The 16763-nt window shown below is 67.6% G+C and carries 15 protein-coding genes; 11 read left to right on the forward strand and 4 right to left on the reverse strand.

The window, feature by feature from the left end; all coding sequences use genetic code 11:
• The first annotated feature begins 26 nt into the window (after positions 1 to 26).
• The 7 genes from HWX36_RS35190 to HWX36_RS35220 all read left to right on the forward strand — a co-directional run bounded on the left by HWX36_RS35190 (position 27) and on the right by HWX36_RS35220 (position 8728).
• Complete coding sequence (locus HWX36_RS35190) at positions 27 to 1535, forward strand: NCS1 family nucleobase:cation symporter-1 (protein WP_175958341.1); 1509 nt, start codon at positions 27 to 29, stop codon at positions 1533 to 1535.
• 65 nt (positions 1536 to 1600) lie between these two features.
• Positions 1601 to 3058: a dihydropyrimidinase gene (gene hydA, locus HWX36_RS35195; RefSeq protein WP_175958342.1), complete on the forward strand. Its 1458-nt coding sequence runs from the start codon at positions 1601 to 1603 to the stop codon at positions 3056 to 3058.
• A 410-nt stretch (positions 3059 to 3468) separates the two neighbouring features.
• The gene (locus tag HWX36_RS35200; protein ID WP_279613415.1) at positions 3469 to 4428 is read left to right on the forward strand and encodes a nucleoside-specific channel-forming protein Tsx; all 960 of its coding nucleotides are present in this window, start codon (positions 3469 to 3471) and stop codon (positions 4426 to 4428) included.
• Between the two features lie 99 nt (positions 4429 to 4527).
• A complete protein-coding gene (locus HWX36_RS35205; protein ID WP_244136604.1) occupies positions 4528 to 5520 on the forward strand; it encodes a purine nucleoside permease in 993 nt (330 codons plus the stop codon).
• A 78-nt stretch (positions 5521 to 5598) separates the two neighbouring features.
• Positions 5599 to 6873: a NupC/NupG family nucleoside CNT transporter gene (locus HWX36_RS35210; protein ID WP_175958344.1), complete on the forward strand. Its 1275-nt coding sequence runs from the start codon at positions 5599 to 5601 to the stop codon at positions 6871 to 6873.
• Between the two features lie 38 nt (positions 6874 to 6911).
• The gene (gene deoA / locus HWX36_RS35215) at positions 6912 to 8228 is read left to right on the forward strand and encodes a thymidine phosphorylase (protein ID WP_175958345.1); all 1317 of its coding nucleotides are present in this window, start codon (positions 6912 to 6914) and stop codon (positions 8226 to 8228) included.
• Between the two features lie 110 nt (positions 8229 to 8338).
• The gene (locus HWX36_RS35220; RefSeq protein WP_175958346.1) at positions 8339 to 8728 is read left to right on the forward strand and encodes a cytidine deaminase; all 390 of its coding nucleotides are present in this window, start codon (positions 8339 to 8341) and stop codon (positions 8726 to 8728) included.
• Between the two features lie 34 nt (positions 8729 to 8762).
• On the opposite strand, the gene HWX36_RS35225 is transcribed toward HWX36_RS35220, so the two are convergent.
• The 4 genes from HWX36_RS35225 to msrB form a co-directional block, all read right to left on the reverse strand.
• Positions 8763 to 9878, reverse strand: coding sequence for an aromatic ring-hydroxylating dioxygenase subunit alpha (locus HWX36_RS35225; protein ID WP_175958347.1), 1116 nt, complete (start codon positions 9876 to 9878; stop codon positions 8763 to 8765).
• A 238-nt stretch (positions 9879 to 10116) separates the two neighbouring features.
• Positions 10117 to 10812, reverse strand: a complete 696-nt coding sequence (gene msrA, locus HWX36_RS35230; RefSeq protein WP_175958355.1) for a peptide-methionine (S)-S-oxide reductase MsrA — start codon at positions 10810 to 10812, stop codon at positions 10117 to 10119.
• Positions 10813 to 10945: 133 nt separating this feature from the next.
• Complete coding sequence (locus tag HWX36_RS35235) at positions 10946 to 12808, reverse strand: cytochrome c biogenesis protein DipZ (RefSeq protein WP_175958348.1); 1863 nt, start codon at positions 12806 to 12808, stop codon at positions 10946 to 10948.
• Positions 12809 to 12845: 37 nt separating this feature from the next.
• Entirely contained in the window at positions 12846 to 13376 is a 531-nt protein-coding gene (gene msrB / locus HWX36_RS35240; RefSeq protein WP_175958349.1) for a peptide-methionine (R)-S-oxide reductase MsrB, read from the reverse strand.
• Between the two features lie 598 nt (positions 13377 to 13974).
• On the opposite strand from msrB, the gene HWX36_RS35245 reads away from it, so the two are divergent.
• From HWX36_RS35245 to HWX36_RS35260, 4 genes are all read left to right on the forward strand, one after another.
• The gene (locus HWX36_RS35245) at positions 13975 to 14856 is read left to right on the forward strand and encodes an NmrA family NAD(P)-binding protein (RefSeq protein ID WP_175958350.1); all 882 of its coding nucleotides are present in this window, start codon (positions 13975 to 13977) and stop codon (positions 14854 to 14856) included.
• Between the two features lie 33 nt (positions 14857 to 14889).
• The gene (locus tag HWX36_RS35250; protein ID WP_175958351.1) at positions 14890 to 15264 is read left to right on the forward strand and encodes a hypothetical protein; all 375 of its coding nucleotides are present in this window, start codon (positions 14890 to 14892) and stop codon (positions 15262 to 15264) included.
• 73 nt (positions 15265 to 15337) lie between these two features.
• On the forward strand, positions 15338 to 16051 hold the full coding sequence (locus HWX36_RS35255) for an SDR family oxidoreductase (protein WP_175958352.1): 714 nt from the start codon (positions 15338 to 15340) through the stop codon (positions 16049 to 16051).
• Positions 16052 to 16211: 160 nt separating this feature from the next.
• Positions 16212 to 16673, forward strand: coding sequence for a MarR family transcriptional regulator (locus HWX36_RS35260; protein ID WP_175958353.1), 462 nt, complete (start codon positions 16212 to 16214; stop codon positions 16671 to 16673).
• Positions 16674 to 16763: the final 90 nt, after the last annotated feature.

The raw sequence follows: 16763 nt of genomic DNA on the forward strand, positions 1-16763 counted from the left end.
CCGACGTTTTTCGTGGAGTGCGTTCGATGAATCACGCAGCGAATCCCGCCGATCCCGATAGCGCCGCGGCGCAGGGCGGCAGCCTGTACAACGACGACCTCGCGCCGACGACGCCGGCGCAGCGCACGTGGAAGTGGTATCACTTCGCCGCGCTATGGGTCGGGATGGTGATGAACATCGCGTCGTACATGCTCGCGGCCGGGCTGATCCAGGAAGGCATGTCGCCGTGGCAGGCGGTGACGACCGTGTTGCTCGGCAACCTGATCGTGCTCGTGCCGATGCTGCTGATCGGCCATGCGGGCGCGAAGCACGGGATTCCGTACGCGGTGCTCGTGCGCGCGTCGTTCGGCACGCAGGGCGCGAAACTCCCGGCGCTGCTGCGCGCGATCGTCGCGTGCGGCTGGTACGGGATCCAGACCTGGCTCGGCGGCAGCGCGATCTACACGCTGCTGAACATCCTGACCGGCAACGCGCTGCACGGCGCCGCGCTGCCGGTCGTCGGCATCGGGGTCGGGCAGCTCGCGTGCTTCCTCGTGTTCTGGGCGCTGCAGATCTACTTCATCTGGCACGGCACCGATTCGATCCGCTGGCTCGAGAGCTGGTCCGCGCCGATCAAGGTCGTGATGTGCGTGGCGCTCGTATGGTGGGCGACGTCGAAGGCGGGCGGCTTCGGCACGATGCTGTCGGCGCCGTCGCAGTTCGCGGCGGGCGGCAAGAAGGCCGGGCTGTTCTGGGCGACCTTCTGGCCGGGCCTGACCGCGATGGTCGGCTTCTGGGCGACGCTCGCGCTGAACATTCCCGACTTCACGCGCTTCGCGCATTCGCAGCGCGACCAGATGATCGGACAGTCGATCGGGCTGCCGCTGCCGATGGCGTTGCTGTCGGTGGTATCGGTCGTCGTGACGTCGGCGACCGTCGTGATCTACGGCAACGCGATCTGGGATCCGATCGACCTGACGAGCCGGATGACGGGCATCGGCGTGGGCATCGCGCTCGTGATCCTCACGCTCGACACGATGTGCTGCAACCTCGCCGCGAATCTCGTCGGCCCGGCCTACGACTTTTCGAGCCTGTGGCCGAAGGCGATCTCGTACCGCACCGGCGGGATGATCACCGCGACGATCGCGATCGTGATGATGCCGTGGAAGATCCTCGCGACGACGGACGGCTATATCTTCACCTGGCTCGTCGGCTATTCGGCGCTGCTTGGGCCCGTGGCGGGGATCCTGATGGTCGACTACTTCCTGATTCGCGGCACGCGGCTCGACACGCGCGCGCTGTTCGACGAGCGCGGCGGCTTCAGCTATGCGCGCGGCTGGAACCCGGCCGCGCTGGCCGCGCTCGCGATCGGCGTGCTGCCGAACCTGCCCGGCTTCCTGCACACGGCTTTTCCGGCATCGTTTCCAAACGTGCCGGCGTTCTTCAACACGCTTTACACGTACGCGTGGTTCGTCGGCCTCGTGCTGGCGTCGTGCGTGTACGGCACCTGGATGAAGTGGCGCGCCGGAGCGCGCGCGCAGATCGCGAGCGCATGACGCGCACGGCGCTTGTGATCCGAGCGCGGCATGCGGCACCCGACAGTCAACGAGGAGGCAACCCAATGGCAATCCTGATTCGCGGCGGCACCGTGGTCGATGCGGACCGCTCCTATCGCGCGGACGTGCTCTGCGCAGCCCCGGAGGACGGCGGCACGATCCTGCAGATCGCCGAGCAGATCGACGCGCCCGCCGGCGCGAGCGTCGTCGACGCGCACGACCAGTACGTGATGCCGGGCGGCATCGACCCGCATACGCACATGGAACTGCCGTTCATGGGCACGACCGCGAGCGACGATTTCTACTCGGGTACGGCCGCCGGGCTCGCGGGCGGCACGACGAGCATCATCGACTTCGTGATCCCGAGCCCGAAGCAGCCGCTGATGGACGCGTTCCATGCATGGCGCGGCTGGGCCGAGAAGGCGGCGGCCGATTACGGTTTCCACGTGGCCGTGACATGGTGGGACGAGAGCGTGCACCGCGACATGGGCACGCTCGTGCGCGAACACGGCGTGTCGAGCTTCAAGCACTTCATGGCGTACAAGAACGCGATCATGGCCGACGACGAGGTGCTCGTGAACAGCTTCGCGCGCGCGCTCGAACTCGGTGCGCTGCCGACCGTGCACGCGGAGAACGGCGAGCTCGTGTTCCAGCTGCAGAAGGCGCTGCTCGCGCGCGGGATGACGGGGCCGGAGGCGCATCCGCTGTCGCGGCCGCCGGAGGTCGAGGGCGAGGCCGCGAACCGCGCGATCCGCATCGCGCAGGTGCTCGGCGTGCCCGTGTATATCGTGCATGTGTCCGCGAAGGATGCGGTCGATGCGATCGCGCGTGCGCGCAGCGAAGGGCTGCGCGTGTTCGGCGAGGTGCTGCCGGGCCATCTGGTGATCGACGAGGCCGTCTATCGCGATCCGGACTGGACGCGCGCGGCCGCGCACGTGATGAGCCCGCCGTTCCGCTCGGCCGAGCATCGCGAGGCACTGTGGCGCGGGCTGCAGGCGGGGCAACTGCATACGACGGCGACCGATCACTGCGTGTTCTGCGCATCGCAGAAGGCAATGGGCCGGGACGATTTCACGAAGATCCCGAACGGCTGCGGCGGCGTCGAGGATCGCATGTCGGTGCTGTGGCATCACGGCGTGAATCGCGGCCGCATCACGCCGAACGAGTTCGTGCGGATCACGTCGACGAACGCCGCGCAGATCTTCAACCTGTATCCGCGCAAGGGCGCCGTGCAGGTGGGCGCCGATGCCGACCTCGTCGTCTGGGACCCGGCCGCGACGAAGACGATCTCGGTGAAGACCCATCATCAGCAAGTCGACTTCAACGTGTTCGACGGAATGACGGTGCAGGGTGTCGCGACGCACACGCTCACGCGCGGCGCGCTCGCGTGGGCCGACGGCGAGCTGCGCGCCGTGCGCGGCGCGGGCCGCTACCTGAAGCGCCCGCCGGCGGCCAGTTACTACGAGGCCGCACGCATTGCGAACCGGCTGCGCGAGCCGCATCCGGTCGAACGCGGCGGCTGAGCGGAACGTGTCGCGGGGCGTGTTCGTTCGCGCGCCGCGCCCCGCGCGCGTCTGGACGTCCCGTTGCGCTCACGCCGACGGCCGGCCGGCGCGGGACGGCTTGTCACGCAGGCGGCGGCCGTTCCCCGCTTCCGCATCTTTCTCGCATCCTGTCCGTCCGGTCAATTTATGGCACGGCTTGTGCTTTATCCCCTCGGGTTTGTTCGCGAAACGGTCCGAATGCTGACTGAACGGTCAAGTTCGGAGCGCACGCGCACTTGAAGCAGGCGGCGCGCCCGAATCTGGGGCAGCGGCCGGCCGCGGAGATCCGGGCCCGACGCACGGCATCGGGATATCGACAAGAGCAACGATCGGAAGGCGGGGGTAATAGCATGCATATAGAAGAACTGAGAAAATTGTCAAGGAGTACGATGAATGAGATGAATGCGGCGGTGCGCGCGGGCGCCATGCTGCTTGCGCTGTCGGTGGGCATGCCGGCTGCCGCAATCGCGCAGGAGGCGGGCACCGTCGCGCAGGCGGGGGCGGCGCAGCTTGCCGAGAGCGGCACGGTCACGCCGAACGCGCCGCCGGCACCCGCGCCGTCGCCGTATCTGTCGAGCTGGTTTCACCAGAGCCTCGGCGTGATCGGGTCGAAGGACATCCGCTTCGGGCCGCACACGACCAACGACGTGTACCTCGAATACGAATACTTCGGCCGCAAGGGGCCGTTCGACCTGTACGGCTATGTCGACCTGCCGCGCGCGATCGGCGTCGGCAACGGCTACGACTCGGGCTATACGAACAAGGGCTCGCCGCTGTTCAGCGAGCAGGAGCCGCGCGTGTCGATCGACGATCTCGTCGGCCGGCATCTCGGATTCGGGCCGTTCAAGGAATGGTATGTCGCGTTCGACTGGATCTACGACCAGGGGCACAACACGGCCGGGCGGCAGAACACGCTGTACGCGGGCCTCGGCACCGACATCGATACGCATACGAAGCTGATGCTGTCCGCGAACCTGTACCTGCGCCGGCAATGGGAGAACTACGGCGCGGCCAACCAGAACACGTGGGACGGCTATCGCGCGCAGATGAAATACATCTACCCGATCGGCACGTTTCACGGCGGCAACCTGACCTACGTCGGGTTCTTCAACTACGACTTCGGTTCGAAACTGCGCGAGGAGACGGGCGGCAATGCGCGCACCGACACCGCGTTCGTGTCGACCAACGTGCTGATCTATTCGTTCAAGCACTGGCGTTTCTGGACCGCGGCCCGTTATTTCCACAACGGCGGCCAGTGGGGCGGCACCGAGCTGAACTTCGGCGACGGGCCGTTCCAGAACCGGTCGACCGGCTGGGGCTATTACGCGAGCGTCGGCTATCAGTTCTGACGGGCTCGCGACACGATCATGAATCTCACACGAACGAGGCAAGCAATGTGGAAGGGGAAAGTAGCGAAATGGGCGGCCGTCGTCGCGCTGGCCGCGACGATGACGGGCGGCGCGCACGCGGCCGGCGAACGCGCGCATCGGCCGCGCGCGATCAAGGTGCTGATCGTCACGATGTTCGGGCCGGAAGGCAAGGCATGGCTCGACCGGATCGGCCCGGTGCGGAAGATCGCGGTGCCGGGCCTGTCGCCCGACTACCCGGCCATCAGTTGCACGCGCAACGACGTTTGCGTGCTGACGACCGGCATGGGCCACGCGAACGCGGCCGCGTCGATGGCGGCGCTGGTCTATTCGCGCCGGTTCGACCTGCGCAAGACCTACTTCGTCGTGACCGGCATCGCCGGCATCGATCCGGCGCAGGGCACGCTCGGCTCGGCCGCGTGGGCGCGCTACCTGGTGGACTTCGGGATCCAGTGGGAGCTGGATGCGCGTGAGATTCCGGCCGGCTGGAAGTCGGGCTATCTCGGCATCAACACGAAGAACGGGGACGAGAAGCCGCCGCTCGATTACCGCACCGAGGTGTTCCGGTTGAACGAGGCACTTCTCGACAAGGCCGTCGCGCTGTCGCGCGACGTGACGTTGCACGACAGCAAGGAGGCGGCCGCATATCGCGCGAAGTACCCGGATGCGCCCGCGAACCGGCCGCCGACCGTGATCCAGTGCGATACGCTCGCGGGCGACACGTGGTTCTCGGGCACGAAGCTCGGCGAGCGCGCCAGGGAATGGACGCGCCTGCTGACCGACGGCAAGGGGGTGTACTGCACGACGCAGCAGGAAGACAATGCGACGTTCGAAGTGATCAAGCGGGCGGCCGCGGCAGGGCTGGCCGATACGCAGCGCGTGGCCGTGCTGCGCTCGGGCTCGGATTTCGACCGGCCGCCGCCGGGCGGCTCGGACGTCGACAACCTGCTCGATTACCAGAGCCAGGGCGGGTTCGTACCGGCGCTCGACAATCTGTACCTCGCCGGTTCGCCGCTCGTGAACGCGATCGTGAAGGACTGGGCGCACTGGAAGGACGGCGTACCGGCCGAGTGACGGCCGTCGTCGGCAGGACACGGGCGCGCATCGGGCGCGCCCCGGCATTTCAATAACATCGAGAGAAAGGAGCACAAGGTGGAAATTCTGCGCAGTCTCCTGGGTATGCTGTTCCTGCTGCTGGTGGCCTATCTGCTGTCGAACAACCGGCGCGCGGTGAGCGGCCGGACCATGATCGCCGCGCTGCTCACGCAGCTGGCGATCGGCGCGCTGGTGCTGTTCGTGCCGTCGGGCCGCACGGCGCTGGCGGCGGCCGCGAACGGCGTCAATCGCGTGCTCGACATGGGCAATCACGGCATCGCGTTCGTGTTTGGCGGGCTGGTCGACAGCCGGATGTTCCAGTTGTTCGGCGACGGCGGGTTCGTGTTCGGCCTGCGCGTACTGCCGATGATCATTTTCGTGACCGCGCTGATCGCGGTGCTGTACTACATCGGCGTGATGAAGTGGATCGTCGCGATCCTCGGCGCGGTGCTGGCGAAAGTGCTCGGCGTGAGCCGCATCGAGGCGTGCTCGGCGGTGGCGACGATTTTTCTCGGGCAGAGCGAAATGCCCGCGCTCGTGAAGCCGTTCGTGCGGAACATGACGAGCGCCGAGATCTTCACGGTGATGGCGAGCGGCATGGCGTCGGTCGCGGGTTCGGTGCTGGTCGGCTACGCCGGCCTTGGCGTGAGGATGGAATACCTGCTCGCCGCGTCGTTCATGGCGGTGCCGGGCGGGCTGCTGTTCGGCAAGCTGCTGTACCCGACGGTCGAGCCGAGCCGCGTCGTGGTCGACGGGCTCGACTTCGACGACAAGCGGGCCGCCAACGTGATCGAGGCGGCGGCGTCCGGCGCGTCGGTCGGGCTGCGAATCGCGATCAACGTCGGCGCGATGCTGATCGCGTTCGTGGGGCTCATCGCATTGATGAACCTCATCGTCGGCGGCGTGGCCGCGTTCGCGGGCTTTCCGCAGATCACACTGGTGGGTATCATCGGCCATCTGTTCGCGCCGCTCGCGTGGATGATCGGCGTGCCGTGGCACGACGCGGCGCTGGCCGGCAACTTCATCGGCGAGAAACTGATCTTCAACGAGTTCGTCGCGTATGGCGACCTGTCGCCGTACCTGAAGGGCGGCGCGCACGTCGCGGCGGCCGGCCTGCAGGTGCTCGACCCCAAGACGCTTGCGATCGTGTCGTTCGCGCTGTGCGGTTTCGCGAATTTCTCGTCGATTGCGATTCTCGCGGGCGGCTTCAGCGCGGTCGCGCCCGAACGCCGCTCGGAAGTCGCGCGGCACGGCCTGCGCGCATTGACGGCCGCGACGCTGTCGAACCTGATGAGCGCGGCGATTGCCGGCCTGTTCTTTTCCCTGCACTGAGCCCGCAGCAGCCATCGACCGATCGAGGAGAAGCAACGATGTTCTTACCGCAGGAATTCATTCGCCAGAAGCGCGACCGGCAGCCGCTCGATCGCGACGAGATTGCCGCGTTCGTGCGCGGCGTGACCGACGGCAGCGTGACCGAGGGCCAGGTGGCCGCGTTCGCGATGGCCGTGTATTTCAACGACCTGAGCGTCGACGAGCGCGTCGCGCTGACGCTCGCGCAGCGCGACTCGGGCGACGTGCTCGACTGGCATGCGCTCGATCTCGACGGACCGGTGATCGACAAGCATTCGACCGGCGGCGTCGGCGATGTCGTGTCGCTGATGCTCGGGCCGATGGTGGCCGCGTGCGGCGGCTACGTGCCGATGATCTCGGGCCGCGGGCTCGGCCATACCGGCGGCACGCTCGACAAGCTGAGCGCGATTCCCGGCTACGACGTGACGCCCGATACGGACGCGTTTCGCCGCACGGTGCGAGACGTCGGCGTCGCGATCATCGGACAGACCGCGCGGCTGGCGCCGGCCGACATGCGCATCTATGCGATTCGCGACGTGACGGCGACCGTCGAGTCGGTCGCGATGATCACCGCGTCGATCCTGTCGAAGAAGCTCGCGGCCGGACTCGACGGGCTCGTGATGGACGTCAAGGTCGGCTCGGGCGCATTCATGCCGACCGCCGAGCAGTCGGCGGAACTGGCCCGCAGCATCGTCGACGTCGGCAACGGCGCCGGCATGAAGACGACGGCGATCCTCACCGACATGAACCAGTCGCTTGCGCCGTGCGCGGGCAATGCACTCGAGGTGGCGTGCGCGATCGACTACCTGACGGGCAAATCGCGTCCGGTGCGCCTGCATGACGTCACGATGGCGCTTTCGGCAGAGCTGCTGGTCACCGGTGGGCTGGCGCGCGACGTCGCGGACGCGCGCGCGAAGTTGCAGCACGCGCTCGATACGGGGGCGGCGGCGGAACGCTTCGCGAGGATGGTCACGGCGCTCGGCGGCCCTGCGGACCTGCTCGACGCGCCCGCACGTCATCTCGCGCGGGCGGAGGTGATCGTGCCGGTGCCGTCGCGCACGAGCGGCGTGGTGCAGCGGGTCGATTGCCGCGCGCTCGGGCTGGCGGTCGTCGCGCTCGGCGGCGGCCGCACGCGCGCGGCGGATGCGATCGACTACAGTGTCGGCCTGACGGCGCTCGCGGAAATCGGGCAGCGTGTCGAAACCGGCCAGCCGCTCGGTTACGTGCATGCCCGCGACGCTGCCGCCGCGGCGCACGCGGTGGACGCGATCCAGCGCAGCTACGTGCTGGGCGAGACGGGCGACGCGCCGCCGACCATTTATCAGCGGATCGACTGACCGATCGCACGGTGCGGACAACAGCGGCCCGCTTCACGTCACGCGAGTATCGCGATGGCTGGGTGCGGCCGCGCTCATACATTCCGGCACACAATCGGAGGCACGACGAGATGGAACGACACGAACTGATCGAAGCGGCGAAGGCGGCGCGCGAACGCGCGTATGCGCCGTATTCGCGCTTCAAGGTCGGCGCGGCGCTACAGGCGCGCGACGGGACGGTTTTTCACGGCTGCAATGTCGAGAACGCATCCTACGGGCTCTGCAATTGCGCGGAACGCACGGCGATGTTTTCTGCCATCGCCGCCGGTTATCGTCCGGGGGATTTCGCGCGGCTCGCGGTCGTCGGCGACACGGATGGCCCGATCGCGCCGTGCGGCGCGTGCCGCCAGGTGATCATCGAGATCGGCACGCCCGACATCGAAGTGATCCTGGCCAACCTGAAAGGGGCCGTCGAGGTTACGACGGCCCACGCATTGCTGCCGGGCGCATTCAGGTTGTAACGGCGCGCGCGATTCACGTCACGCGCCACTCGCGTCACGCGCCGTCGCGTGCGTCGCGGATCGGGATCACCGTGCGTGCGCCGCACTGGCGCAGCAGGTCGCGCAACTCGTTGATGACCGGAAACACCTCGTGGTTCCAGTCGGCGCCTTGGGCGTCGTGCGCTTCCTGCTCGCGCTCGACGATCCAGCGATCCTCGCGGAAGATCCGCTCGGTGAACCAGACGAGCAGCGGCCACGCGAGATCGAGCGCGAACGGGATGCCGGGCTTGTGGATCGACAGCACTCCGAACGTGCGGTTGGTGCGCTGCTCGGCGTCGAGCGGCACATAGACAATCCACAGATCCATCACGAGCGTGCCTTCGCTCGAGCGGATCTGCAGTGTCTGGTACGGATAGCCGGTGCGCACCGTCATCACGCTCTTGTCGGATTGGTCGGCCGGCTTCTTGCTGGCGCCGAACACGAGCGCCTCGCCGACCGGCTGCTTGCCTTCCATCCGCGCGAACGTGTAGTCGACCTCGACCCAGTCGTCGCCGCGCCGCCGGCCCACCGAGCGCGCGCGCATCTGCCCCATCTGCTTGCGGTGCAGGAACTGATGGTTCATGTCCATCAGGTTCTCGTGCATGAACGAGTAGTGGCACTTGACCTCGCGGCCGAAACGGCGCGTCTTGTATGCGCGGTCGTCCGCCGATTCGAGCGCGGGGAACGGCCGCGTGTCGGCGAGCGTCGCATCGCCCGGGAACACGAAGATCAGCCCGTGCGCTTCGCGGCACGGATACGCGCGCACGCCGTTGGGCAGGCGCTCGCGGCCGAGATACGGCACGTCGACGCAGCGGCCGCTGTCGCACGCGTAGGTCCAGCCGTGATAGCAGCAGCGCAGCGTCTCGCCGCTCACGACGCCCGCGTGCAGCGGCACCTGGCGGTGCGCGCAACGATCCTCGAGCGCGTACACGGCGCCGGATTCGGTGCGCACGAGCACGATCGGTTCGCCGGCGAAGCGCACACCGAGCGTCTTGCCGCGTTTCAGCTCGCGCGACCACGCGAGCGGATACCAGTGATCGGGATGAATCGGCACGCGGCGCAGGTCGCGCACGGCCGCGCCGGAAGAGGGTTCTCCAAGGGTGCCGCTGTCAGGGAAGGGCACTGCGCGCATGCGTGACGTCTCCAGGCTGGACTGGGATTCCGGGCGCCGCACGACGCGGCGGGGATCTGGAGAAGTCTACGCGAAGTTGCCTGTCTCGGCGGACGCGATGCGGGTTTGCCCCGTCACGGCGGCCGCGGTTTCGTTGATGCAGCGCAAACCGGCTCGAAGGCGGCTGCGCCGGCCGTGCGTGGCCGCACGTGCCCCCGGCCGCGCGGCGGGTATCGCCCGTCACGCGGGCGCTTGCGGGTCACGAGCCCGCATCGCGCCACAGTACCGGGTCGGTGCGGTACAGCGCCGGGAAGTGCTGCTTCAGCCCGGTGATCTTCGGCATGTCGTTGTACGCGATGTACGGCGCGTCGGGGTGCAGTTCGAGGTAGTTCTGGTGATAGGCCTCGGCCGGGTAGAACCCCTTGTAGTCCTCGACGCGCGTGACGACGGGCGCCGGAAACACGTGCGCGGTGCCGAGCTGCGCGATGTACGCGGTCGCGACCGCGCGTTGCTGCGCGGTGGTCGGGAAGATCGCCGACCGGTATTGCGGCCCTTCGTCGGGGCCCTGCCGGTTGAGCTCGGTCGGATCGTGCGCGACCGAGAAGAACACCTGCAGCAGCCGGCCGTACGTGATCCGGGTCGGGTCGTAGACGATGCGAACCGATTCCGCGTGCCCGGTCAGCCCCGAGCCGACGAGCGCGTAGTGCGCGGTTTCGGACGCGCCGCCCGCATAGCCGGCCGTGACCTGCTTCACGCCCTTCACGTGCTCGAATACGCCCTGCACGCCCCAGAAGCAGCCGCCGGCGAGCACGGCCGTCTCGTCGTGCGATGCGCCGGGCGTTTCGTCGAGCGCCGGTGCGGGCACGGTGCGCATCGGCTCGGCGGAATGGACGATGCGCTGGTAGCCGAACACGGCGGCGGCCGCGACGGCGATCGCGCCGATGCGGCGCAGCATCGCCGTGCGCCGTTGCGGCGCGGGACCGCGGGGGGAGATGGTGTTCACGGTGTGCTCCTTCGGAAGACGGTATGGAAATCGGGTAGCGCGGAGGCGGCACCGGTGCGCCGCGTCCAGCCGGGATCAGCCTGGATCAGCCGAACGTGAACGCATACGCATTCACGCCGGGATCGAGAAACTCGACCGCGAACGTGCGGTCGGCGATCGCGCCGGGCTGCCGGACCAGCTGGTACAGGCGCTGGCCGGTCACGGTGCCGTAGCCTTGCGCATCGACGTCGGTGCCGTGTGCGGCGCCGGGCGCCGTGCCGTCGATCGTCACGCGAAAGCGCACGGGCTGGCCGTTCGCGCCCGGGCCGAGCACGAGGTGCAGGTCGCGGGCGTGGAAGCGGTAGACGATCCGTCCCGACGGCGCGTCGAGCGACGCGCGTTCCGCGCCGACCCGCCACGTGCCGGCGAGGCCCCAGTCGTTGAGATCGGGGTGCGCGGGCGCGTCGTAGCGGTGCGCCGCATCGCGCACGACGCCGCCCGGCGACGTGAAGCTCTCCGCACGTGCATAGCCGACATAGGTTTCGGGCGAACGGACGTCCGCGGCGTCGGCTGCCGCGAGCACACCCTTCGTGGGTGCGGCGGCGAGCCCGAGCGGCACGTTCAGCGCTTCCGGATGGCCGGCCTCGGCGAGCAGCGACTGGATCGCGCGCTCCGATTGCGCGTATTCGCCTTCGCCGAAGTGGTGATGGCGGATCCGGCCTTGCGCGTCGATGAAATAGTGCGCGGGCCAGTATTCGTTGCCGAACGCACGCCAGATCGAATAGCCGTTGTCGATCGCGACCGGGTAGTCGATACCGAGGTCATGCACGGCCTTCTTCACGTTGCCGATGTCGCGCTCGAACGCGAACTCCGGCGCGTGCACGCCGATCACGACGAGCCCGTACGGCGCGTACTTGTGCGCCCATGCGTTCGTGTACGGCAACGTGCGCAGGCAGTTGATGCACGAGTAGGTCCAGAAATCGACCAGCACGACCTTGCCGCGCAGGCCGGCCGCCGTCAGCGGCGGCGAGTTCAGCCACTGCACCGCGCCGTCGAGCGACGGCAGCGTGCCTTCGACGGGCAGCGCGGCAGGTGTCGCGGCGGCCGTGCGCAGCATCGCGCCGCCGGCCATTGCGCCGCCACCGGCCTGCGCGCCATCGGCAACCGCGGCCATCATCGCGCCGCCGCTTGCGTGGCCGGCGGCATCGCCCGTCGCGGGCATCGCCGAGGGTGCGCCGTTCGAACGCCCGCCGAGCCGGTCGACGAGCTTCGTCTCGAGCCCGCCCGTGGTCACGGTCGACAACTGCGCGAGCGCTCCCGTATCGAGGCCGAGCGCGATCGCGCCGACGCCGGCCAGCAGCGCCACGCCGATCCCGCGCTTGATCCATTCGCCGGCGCCGAGCGAACGCTTCATCGCGGCGAACACCTTGCCGCCGATCACGAGCGCGACGCCGAGCGACGTTGCCGCGCCGGCCGCGTATGCGACCAGCAGCAGCGTCGTGCCGACACTCGCGCCTCGCAGCGCGGCGCCGGTCAGGACGAGCCCGAGGATCGGGCCCGCGCACGGCGCCCACAGCAGGCCGGTCGCGACGCCGAGCAGCAGCGACGACGCCGGGCCGGCCGGGCGGCCGTCGCGTTGTGCGAAGCCGGTGAGACGGTTGCCGGCGGCGACGAGCGGGCGGGTCAGGTGCTCCGCGAGGCGCGGCATCAGCAGGGTCAGGCCGAATATCGCGAGCAGCACGATGGCGACCCAGCGTCCGGCCTGGTTCGCCTGCGCGACCCAGCCGCCGCCGACGGCGGCGAGCGTCGCGACGACGGCGAACGTGATCGCCATGCCGGCGAGCAGCGGCAGGCCGGTGCGTACGAACGGCTGGTCGGCGCGCGCGAACACGAACGGCAGCACGGGCAGGATGCACGGGCTCAGGATCGTGAGCACGCCGCCGAGGTAGGCAAGGACGATGAGCAGCATGGTGCGTTCTCCAGTCGGGCGGGAGTTCGGGGCCGGATCAGGCGGCGGCAGGGTGGAAGGTGAGCGCGAGGCCGTTCATGCAGTAGCGCAGGCCGGTCGGTTGCGGACCGTCGTCGAACACGTGGCCGAGATGGCCGCCGCAGCGGCGGCAGTGCACTTCGGTGCGGATCATCCCGAACGACGTGTCGGTGTGGGTGGCGACCGCGTGGTCGAGCGGCTTCCAGAAGCTCGGCCAGCCCGTATGGCTGTCGAACTTGGTGGCCGACGAGAACAGCGCGAGGTTGCAGCCGGCGCACGCGAACGTGCCTTGCCGGTGCTCGTCGTTCAGCGGGCTGGTGTACGGCCGCTCGGTGCCGGCTTCGCGCAGGATCGTGTACTGGGCGGGCGTGAGCCGGCGATGCCATTCGGCGTCGCTGAGGGTGACTTCAAAAGGGGCGGCCGTCTGCGGGGTGACCGGCGGCGCGGCGAACGCGCGGCCGACCAGCGCGCGGCGGCCGGCGGACGACAGGGTCGCGAGCACGGCGAGGCCGGTAGCGCCGGCGAACAGCAGATGTCTGCGGGTGGGCATGATGGGCTCCTGGCAGCGGGTCCTGAAAACATGCGCCTATCGTAGTCAGCGGCCGGTGTCGAAGTCCTCACGGAAAGTTAAATGAATTGTGAAGGTTGGGGTGTGCTGTCGAGGTGCGTCGGAATCCGTCGAAGCGCCGACCGGCGAGGGGCTTCAGACGGGTGAGCCGCCGATATCTACCGAGTACCTGTTCGCGCCGCGATTTTTAGTGTTCGTCGAGTGGCGTGGCGAATCCGGGCTTTGGCTTGCCGTTCAAATGCGGTGATGCGGGACAGCCGGGGGCGACTTCAGCCGACGGCTCCCGGCCATTTCAGCCGTTCGCTCTCGCCCGCGGATGGACGCTCAAATGTCCGCGCCAGGCGTGGCAGCGGCCCCTCATACATCTGGCTGATCAGCCGCAAGCGACGCCCGCAGGCGCTTCGCATTGCCGGGCACCTGCGCAGCAGCCCGTCGATGCGCGGCTCGCAATGCCGCCGCCGGCTGCGGCGTGACTTTCCTCGATGTACTGGCGAACCAGAAAAACTTGACAATGAGAGCATATACTCCTAACCTTCGTGCCAAGGGAGCATATGCTCTCATTTTCGAAAGGAGCGAAGCGATGAACGAGCCTGAAATTCTTGTGAGCGGTGCAACCGGACGCACCGGAGGTATTGCCATTGACGAACTGCTCAAGATGCACAAGCGCGTGCGGGCCTATGTGCGCACGGATGATGATCGGGCGGCAGCGCTGAGGCAGCGCGGTGTCGATGTCGCGGTCGGGGACTTCACCGACATCGACGACATTCGGGCAGCGATGGAAGGCATCCGATCGGCGTATTTCCTTCATCCGATCGCGCCGGGGATCATCGGGGCCGCGGCCTATTTCGCGCAGGCAGCAAAGGAAGCGGGTGTCACGGCGATCGTCAACATGTCGCAGATTTCCGCGCGCCGGGCGTCGCTGAGCCACGCGGCACAGGATCACTGGGTCTCCGAGCAGGTGTTCGATTGGTCGGGTGTCGCGACGACGCATTTGCGCCCGACCTTCTTTGCCGATTGGCTCGTCTATCCGCATTTTGCGCGGGAGATTTGGGCCACGAAGAAGATCGAATTTCCGTTTGGCGACGGCCGTCACGCGCCCATCGCCAGCGACGATCAGGGGCGCGTGATCGCCCGCATCCTCGCCAACCCCGAAGGCCACGAGGGCAAGACCTACACGCTCCACGGCCCCGTCGAGATGAACCACGTCGAGATCGCAGACGCGATGAGCGAGGTGCTCGGCGCCCGGATCGAATATGCGCCGACTTCCATCGAGGAATTCCGAATCAAGATGGAAACCCTTTACAAGTTTCCGCCGTTCCTCACGCAGCATCTGGTCGAAGTCGCGCAGAACTACCGCGACGGCATCTTCTCGGGCACCAACGATGCCGTCGAGAAGATCACCGGAACGCCGGCGCTGTCGGTCCAGCAGTTCGTCGAGAAATATCGGGACGCGTTCGTGTGAACGCGTCGTTGAAACGAACCGGGAGGTTTGAAAATGTCACTCACTCAAGATGAGCGTCACCCGTTTCTCGATGATCTGACGGCCGACGCCGAGCTGGTCAGCTCGGTGTTGCGCGCGCCCGTCATCGGGCGCGACGAAATCCGGCTCGCCGTCGACGCCGTCGGGACTTTTTATGTCTCGCAGACGCCTACGTTTGTTCAAGCTGTCGGCACGCGGCTTTTTCTCGAATACGAGGCCGTTCTGACGAGCGGCGAAACGTTGAGCGCGGTCGTGGTCGTCGATCGCAATGCCGATGGCTCGGTGCCGCGCGTCAGCGTGCGGATGAGCCCGCTTGGCGCCGTACTGACTCTCGCGACCCATCTGCGGGAGTCGCTTTCGAAGCAGTTGCCGGACCACGTCTTTCTTTGAGCCAGCCACCCGCGCGCTCGTGGATGGCGTCGACACCGCCCCCGGCACGCGGCTTTTGAAAAAGGAGCTTGTCATGGATATCAAGAACGCCACCGTCTTCATCACCGGTGCCAATCGCGGCCTGGGACTCGCTTTTGCACGCGAGGCGCTTCGGCGCGGGGCGGCGAAAGTGTACGCGGGTATGCGCAACATGAGCGGTTTCGACGAGCCGGGCATCGTGCCGGTCAGGATCGATGTCACGGATCCGGCGTCGATCGCCGAGGCCGCGAAGCTGGCGGCCGACACGACTCTGCTGATCAACAACGCGGGCATTGCCGCTCTGATCGACGGGCCCCTCGCGGCCGACGTCGAAGCGCAATCCACCCGCATGTTCGATACCAACTACTACGGCGTGGTGCGCGTCACACAGGCCTTCGAGCAGATATTGGCGGCCCAGCGGCACGCCGCCATCATCAACGTGCTTTCCGACATCGTGTGGCTTCCGAGGCCCAATCTGACGCCCTATGCCGCGTCGAAAGCCGCCGCCTGGAGCTACACGAACCAGCTTCGCTTTCACCTGCGCGAGCGTGGCATCCAGGTTCTCGGCCTGCACGTCGGGTTCGTGGATACCGACCTGACCAACGGCATCGACGTGCCTAAAGCCAGTCCCGTGGACGTCGTGCGACAGACCTACGACGCGCTCGCCGCCGGCAAGAGCGAGGTCATGGCCGACGAGGGGACAGCGGTGCTGAAGCGCACGCTCGCGGCCGAAATACCCGGCTACATCACACCGCCGGCAGGGCTTTGAACACCGCAGTCGACACGGGCCGGATTCGGCGGCGCGCCACGCGGTGCGCAGATCGTACGCCGGCGCTGTCGCTCCCGGCTATCATTCATGGCTACCACCGAACCGCCGCGCGACACGTGCGTGGCGTTCGCGCAATGAACCGAAATCAGGAGTGCAACCGATGTTGCCCGTTAACCAGCCGCTCGGAATCGATCAATGCAACTGCTTCACCGTCAGGAAGGCGAGCAGGCAGATCACCCGACTCTACGATAGCCATCTCGAGCCCTCGGGGCTGCGCATCACGCAATTCCTTACCCTGGCCGCCCTGCGCGAAGTGGGAAGTACCCCGGTCAATGCCCTTGCGGAACGGCTCGATATCGAACGAACGGCGATGGGGAAGATGGTGGGCTTCCTGGAGCGCGACGGCTTCGTCACGATCAAGCCGTCGCCCACCGACGGCCGAAGCCGCCTTGTCGAACTCACCGAGGAGGGGCGGCGCCTGTACGAACGGGCGGCCGCTCTCTGGGAGGAAGCGCAACGGGCGTTCGAGCAACTGAACGGTGTAGACAACGTGACGGCGTTGCGGAAGGGGTTGAAAGGCGTGGTCGTCGGCGACGTGCCGATGGGGTCGTCGGTCGACTAGTACTACAGCCGTAGATGCTAACTGACAGGCGGGGCAAAACCACGGCGCCGGTAATGGGACTGTTGCGCGCGCCACTGGTGAATACGTCGC

Source organism: Burkholderia sp. BCC0405 (assembly GCF_902833075.1).
Taxonomy (GTDB): Bacteria; Pseudomonadota; Gammaproteobacteria; order Burkholderiales; family Burkholderiaceae; genus Burkholderia.

What these genes read in the sequence shown, in the direction of transcription:
- HWX36_RS35190 (WP_175958341.1), top strand. Translation starts at nt 27, where the DNA reads ATGAATCACGCAGCGAATCCCGCCGATCCCGATAGCGCCGCGGCGCAG.
- hydA (WP_175958342.1), top strand. Translation starts at nt 1,601, where the DNA reads ATGGCAATCCTGATTCGCGGCGGCACCGTGGTCGATGCGGACCGCTCC.
- HWX36_RS35200 (WP_279613415.1), top strand. Translation starts at nt 3,469, where the DNA reads ATGAATGAGATGAATGCGGCGGTGCGCGCGGGCGCCATGCTGCTTGCG.
- HWX36_RS35205 (WP_244136604.1), top strand. Translation starts at nt 4,528, where the DNA reads ATGACGGGCGGCGCGCACGCGGCCGGCGAACGCGCGCATCGGCCGCGC.
- deoA (WP_175958345.1), top strand. Translation starts at nt 6,912, where the DNA reads ATGTTCTTACCGCAGGAATTCATTCGCCAGAAGCGCGACCGGCAGCCG.
- HWX36_RS35220 (WP_175958346.1), top strand. Translation starts at nt 8,339, where the DNA reads ATGGAACGACACGAACTGATCGAAGCGGCGAAGGCGGCGCGCGAACGC.
- HWX36_RS35225 (WP_175958347.1), bottom strand. Translation starts at nt 9,878, where the DNA reads ATGCGCGCAGTGCCCTTCCCTGACAGCGGCACCCTTGGAGAACCCTCT.
- msrA (WP_175958355.1), bottom strand. Translation starts at nt 10,812, where the DNA reads ATGCTGCGCCGCATCGGCGCGATCGCCGTCGCGGCCGCCGCCGTGTTC.
- HWX36_RS35235 (WP_175958348.1), bottom strand. Translation starts at nt 12,808, where the DNA reads ATGCTGCTCATCGTCCTTGCCTACCTCGGCGGCGTGCTCACGATCCTG.
- msrB (WP_175958349.1), bottom strand. Translation starts at nt 13,376, where the DNA reads ATGCCCACCCGCAGACATCTGCTGTTCGCCGGCGCTACCGGCCTCGCC.
- HWX36_RS35245 (WP_175958350.1), top strand. Translation starts at nt 13,975, where the DNA reads ATGAACGAGCCTGAAATTCTTGTGAGCGGTGCAACCGGACGCACCGGA.
- HWX36_RS35250 (WP_175958351.1), top strand. Translation starts at nt 14,890, where the DNA reads ATGTCACTCACTCAAGATGAGCGTCACCCGTTTCTCGATGATCTGACG.
- HWX36_RS35255 (WP_175958352.1), top strand. Translation starts at nt 15,338, where the DNA reads ATGGATATCAAGAACGCCACCGTCTTCATCACCGGTGCCAATCGCGGC.
- HWX36_RS35260 (WP_175958353.1), top strand. Translation starts at nt 16,212, where the DNA reads ATGTTGCCCGTTAACCAGCCGCTCGGAATCGATCAATGCAACTGCTTC.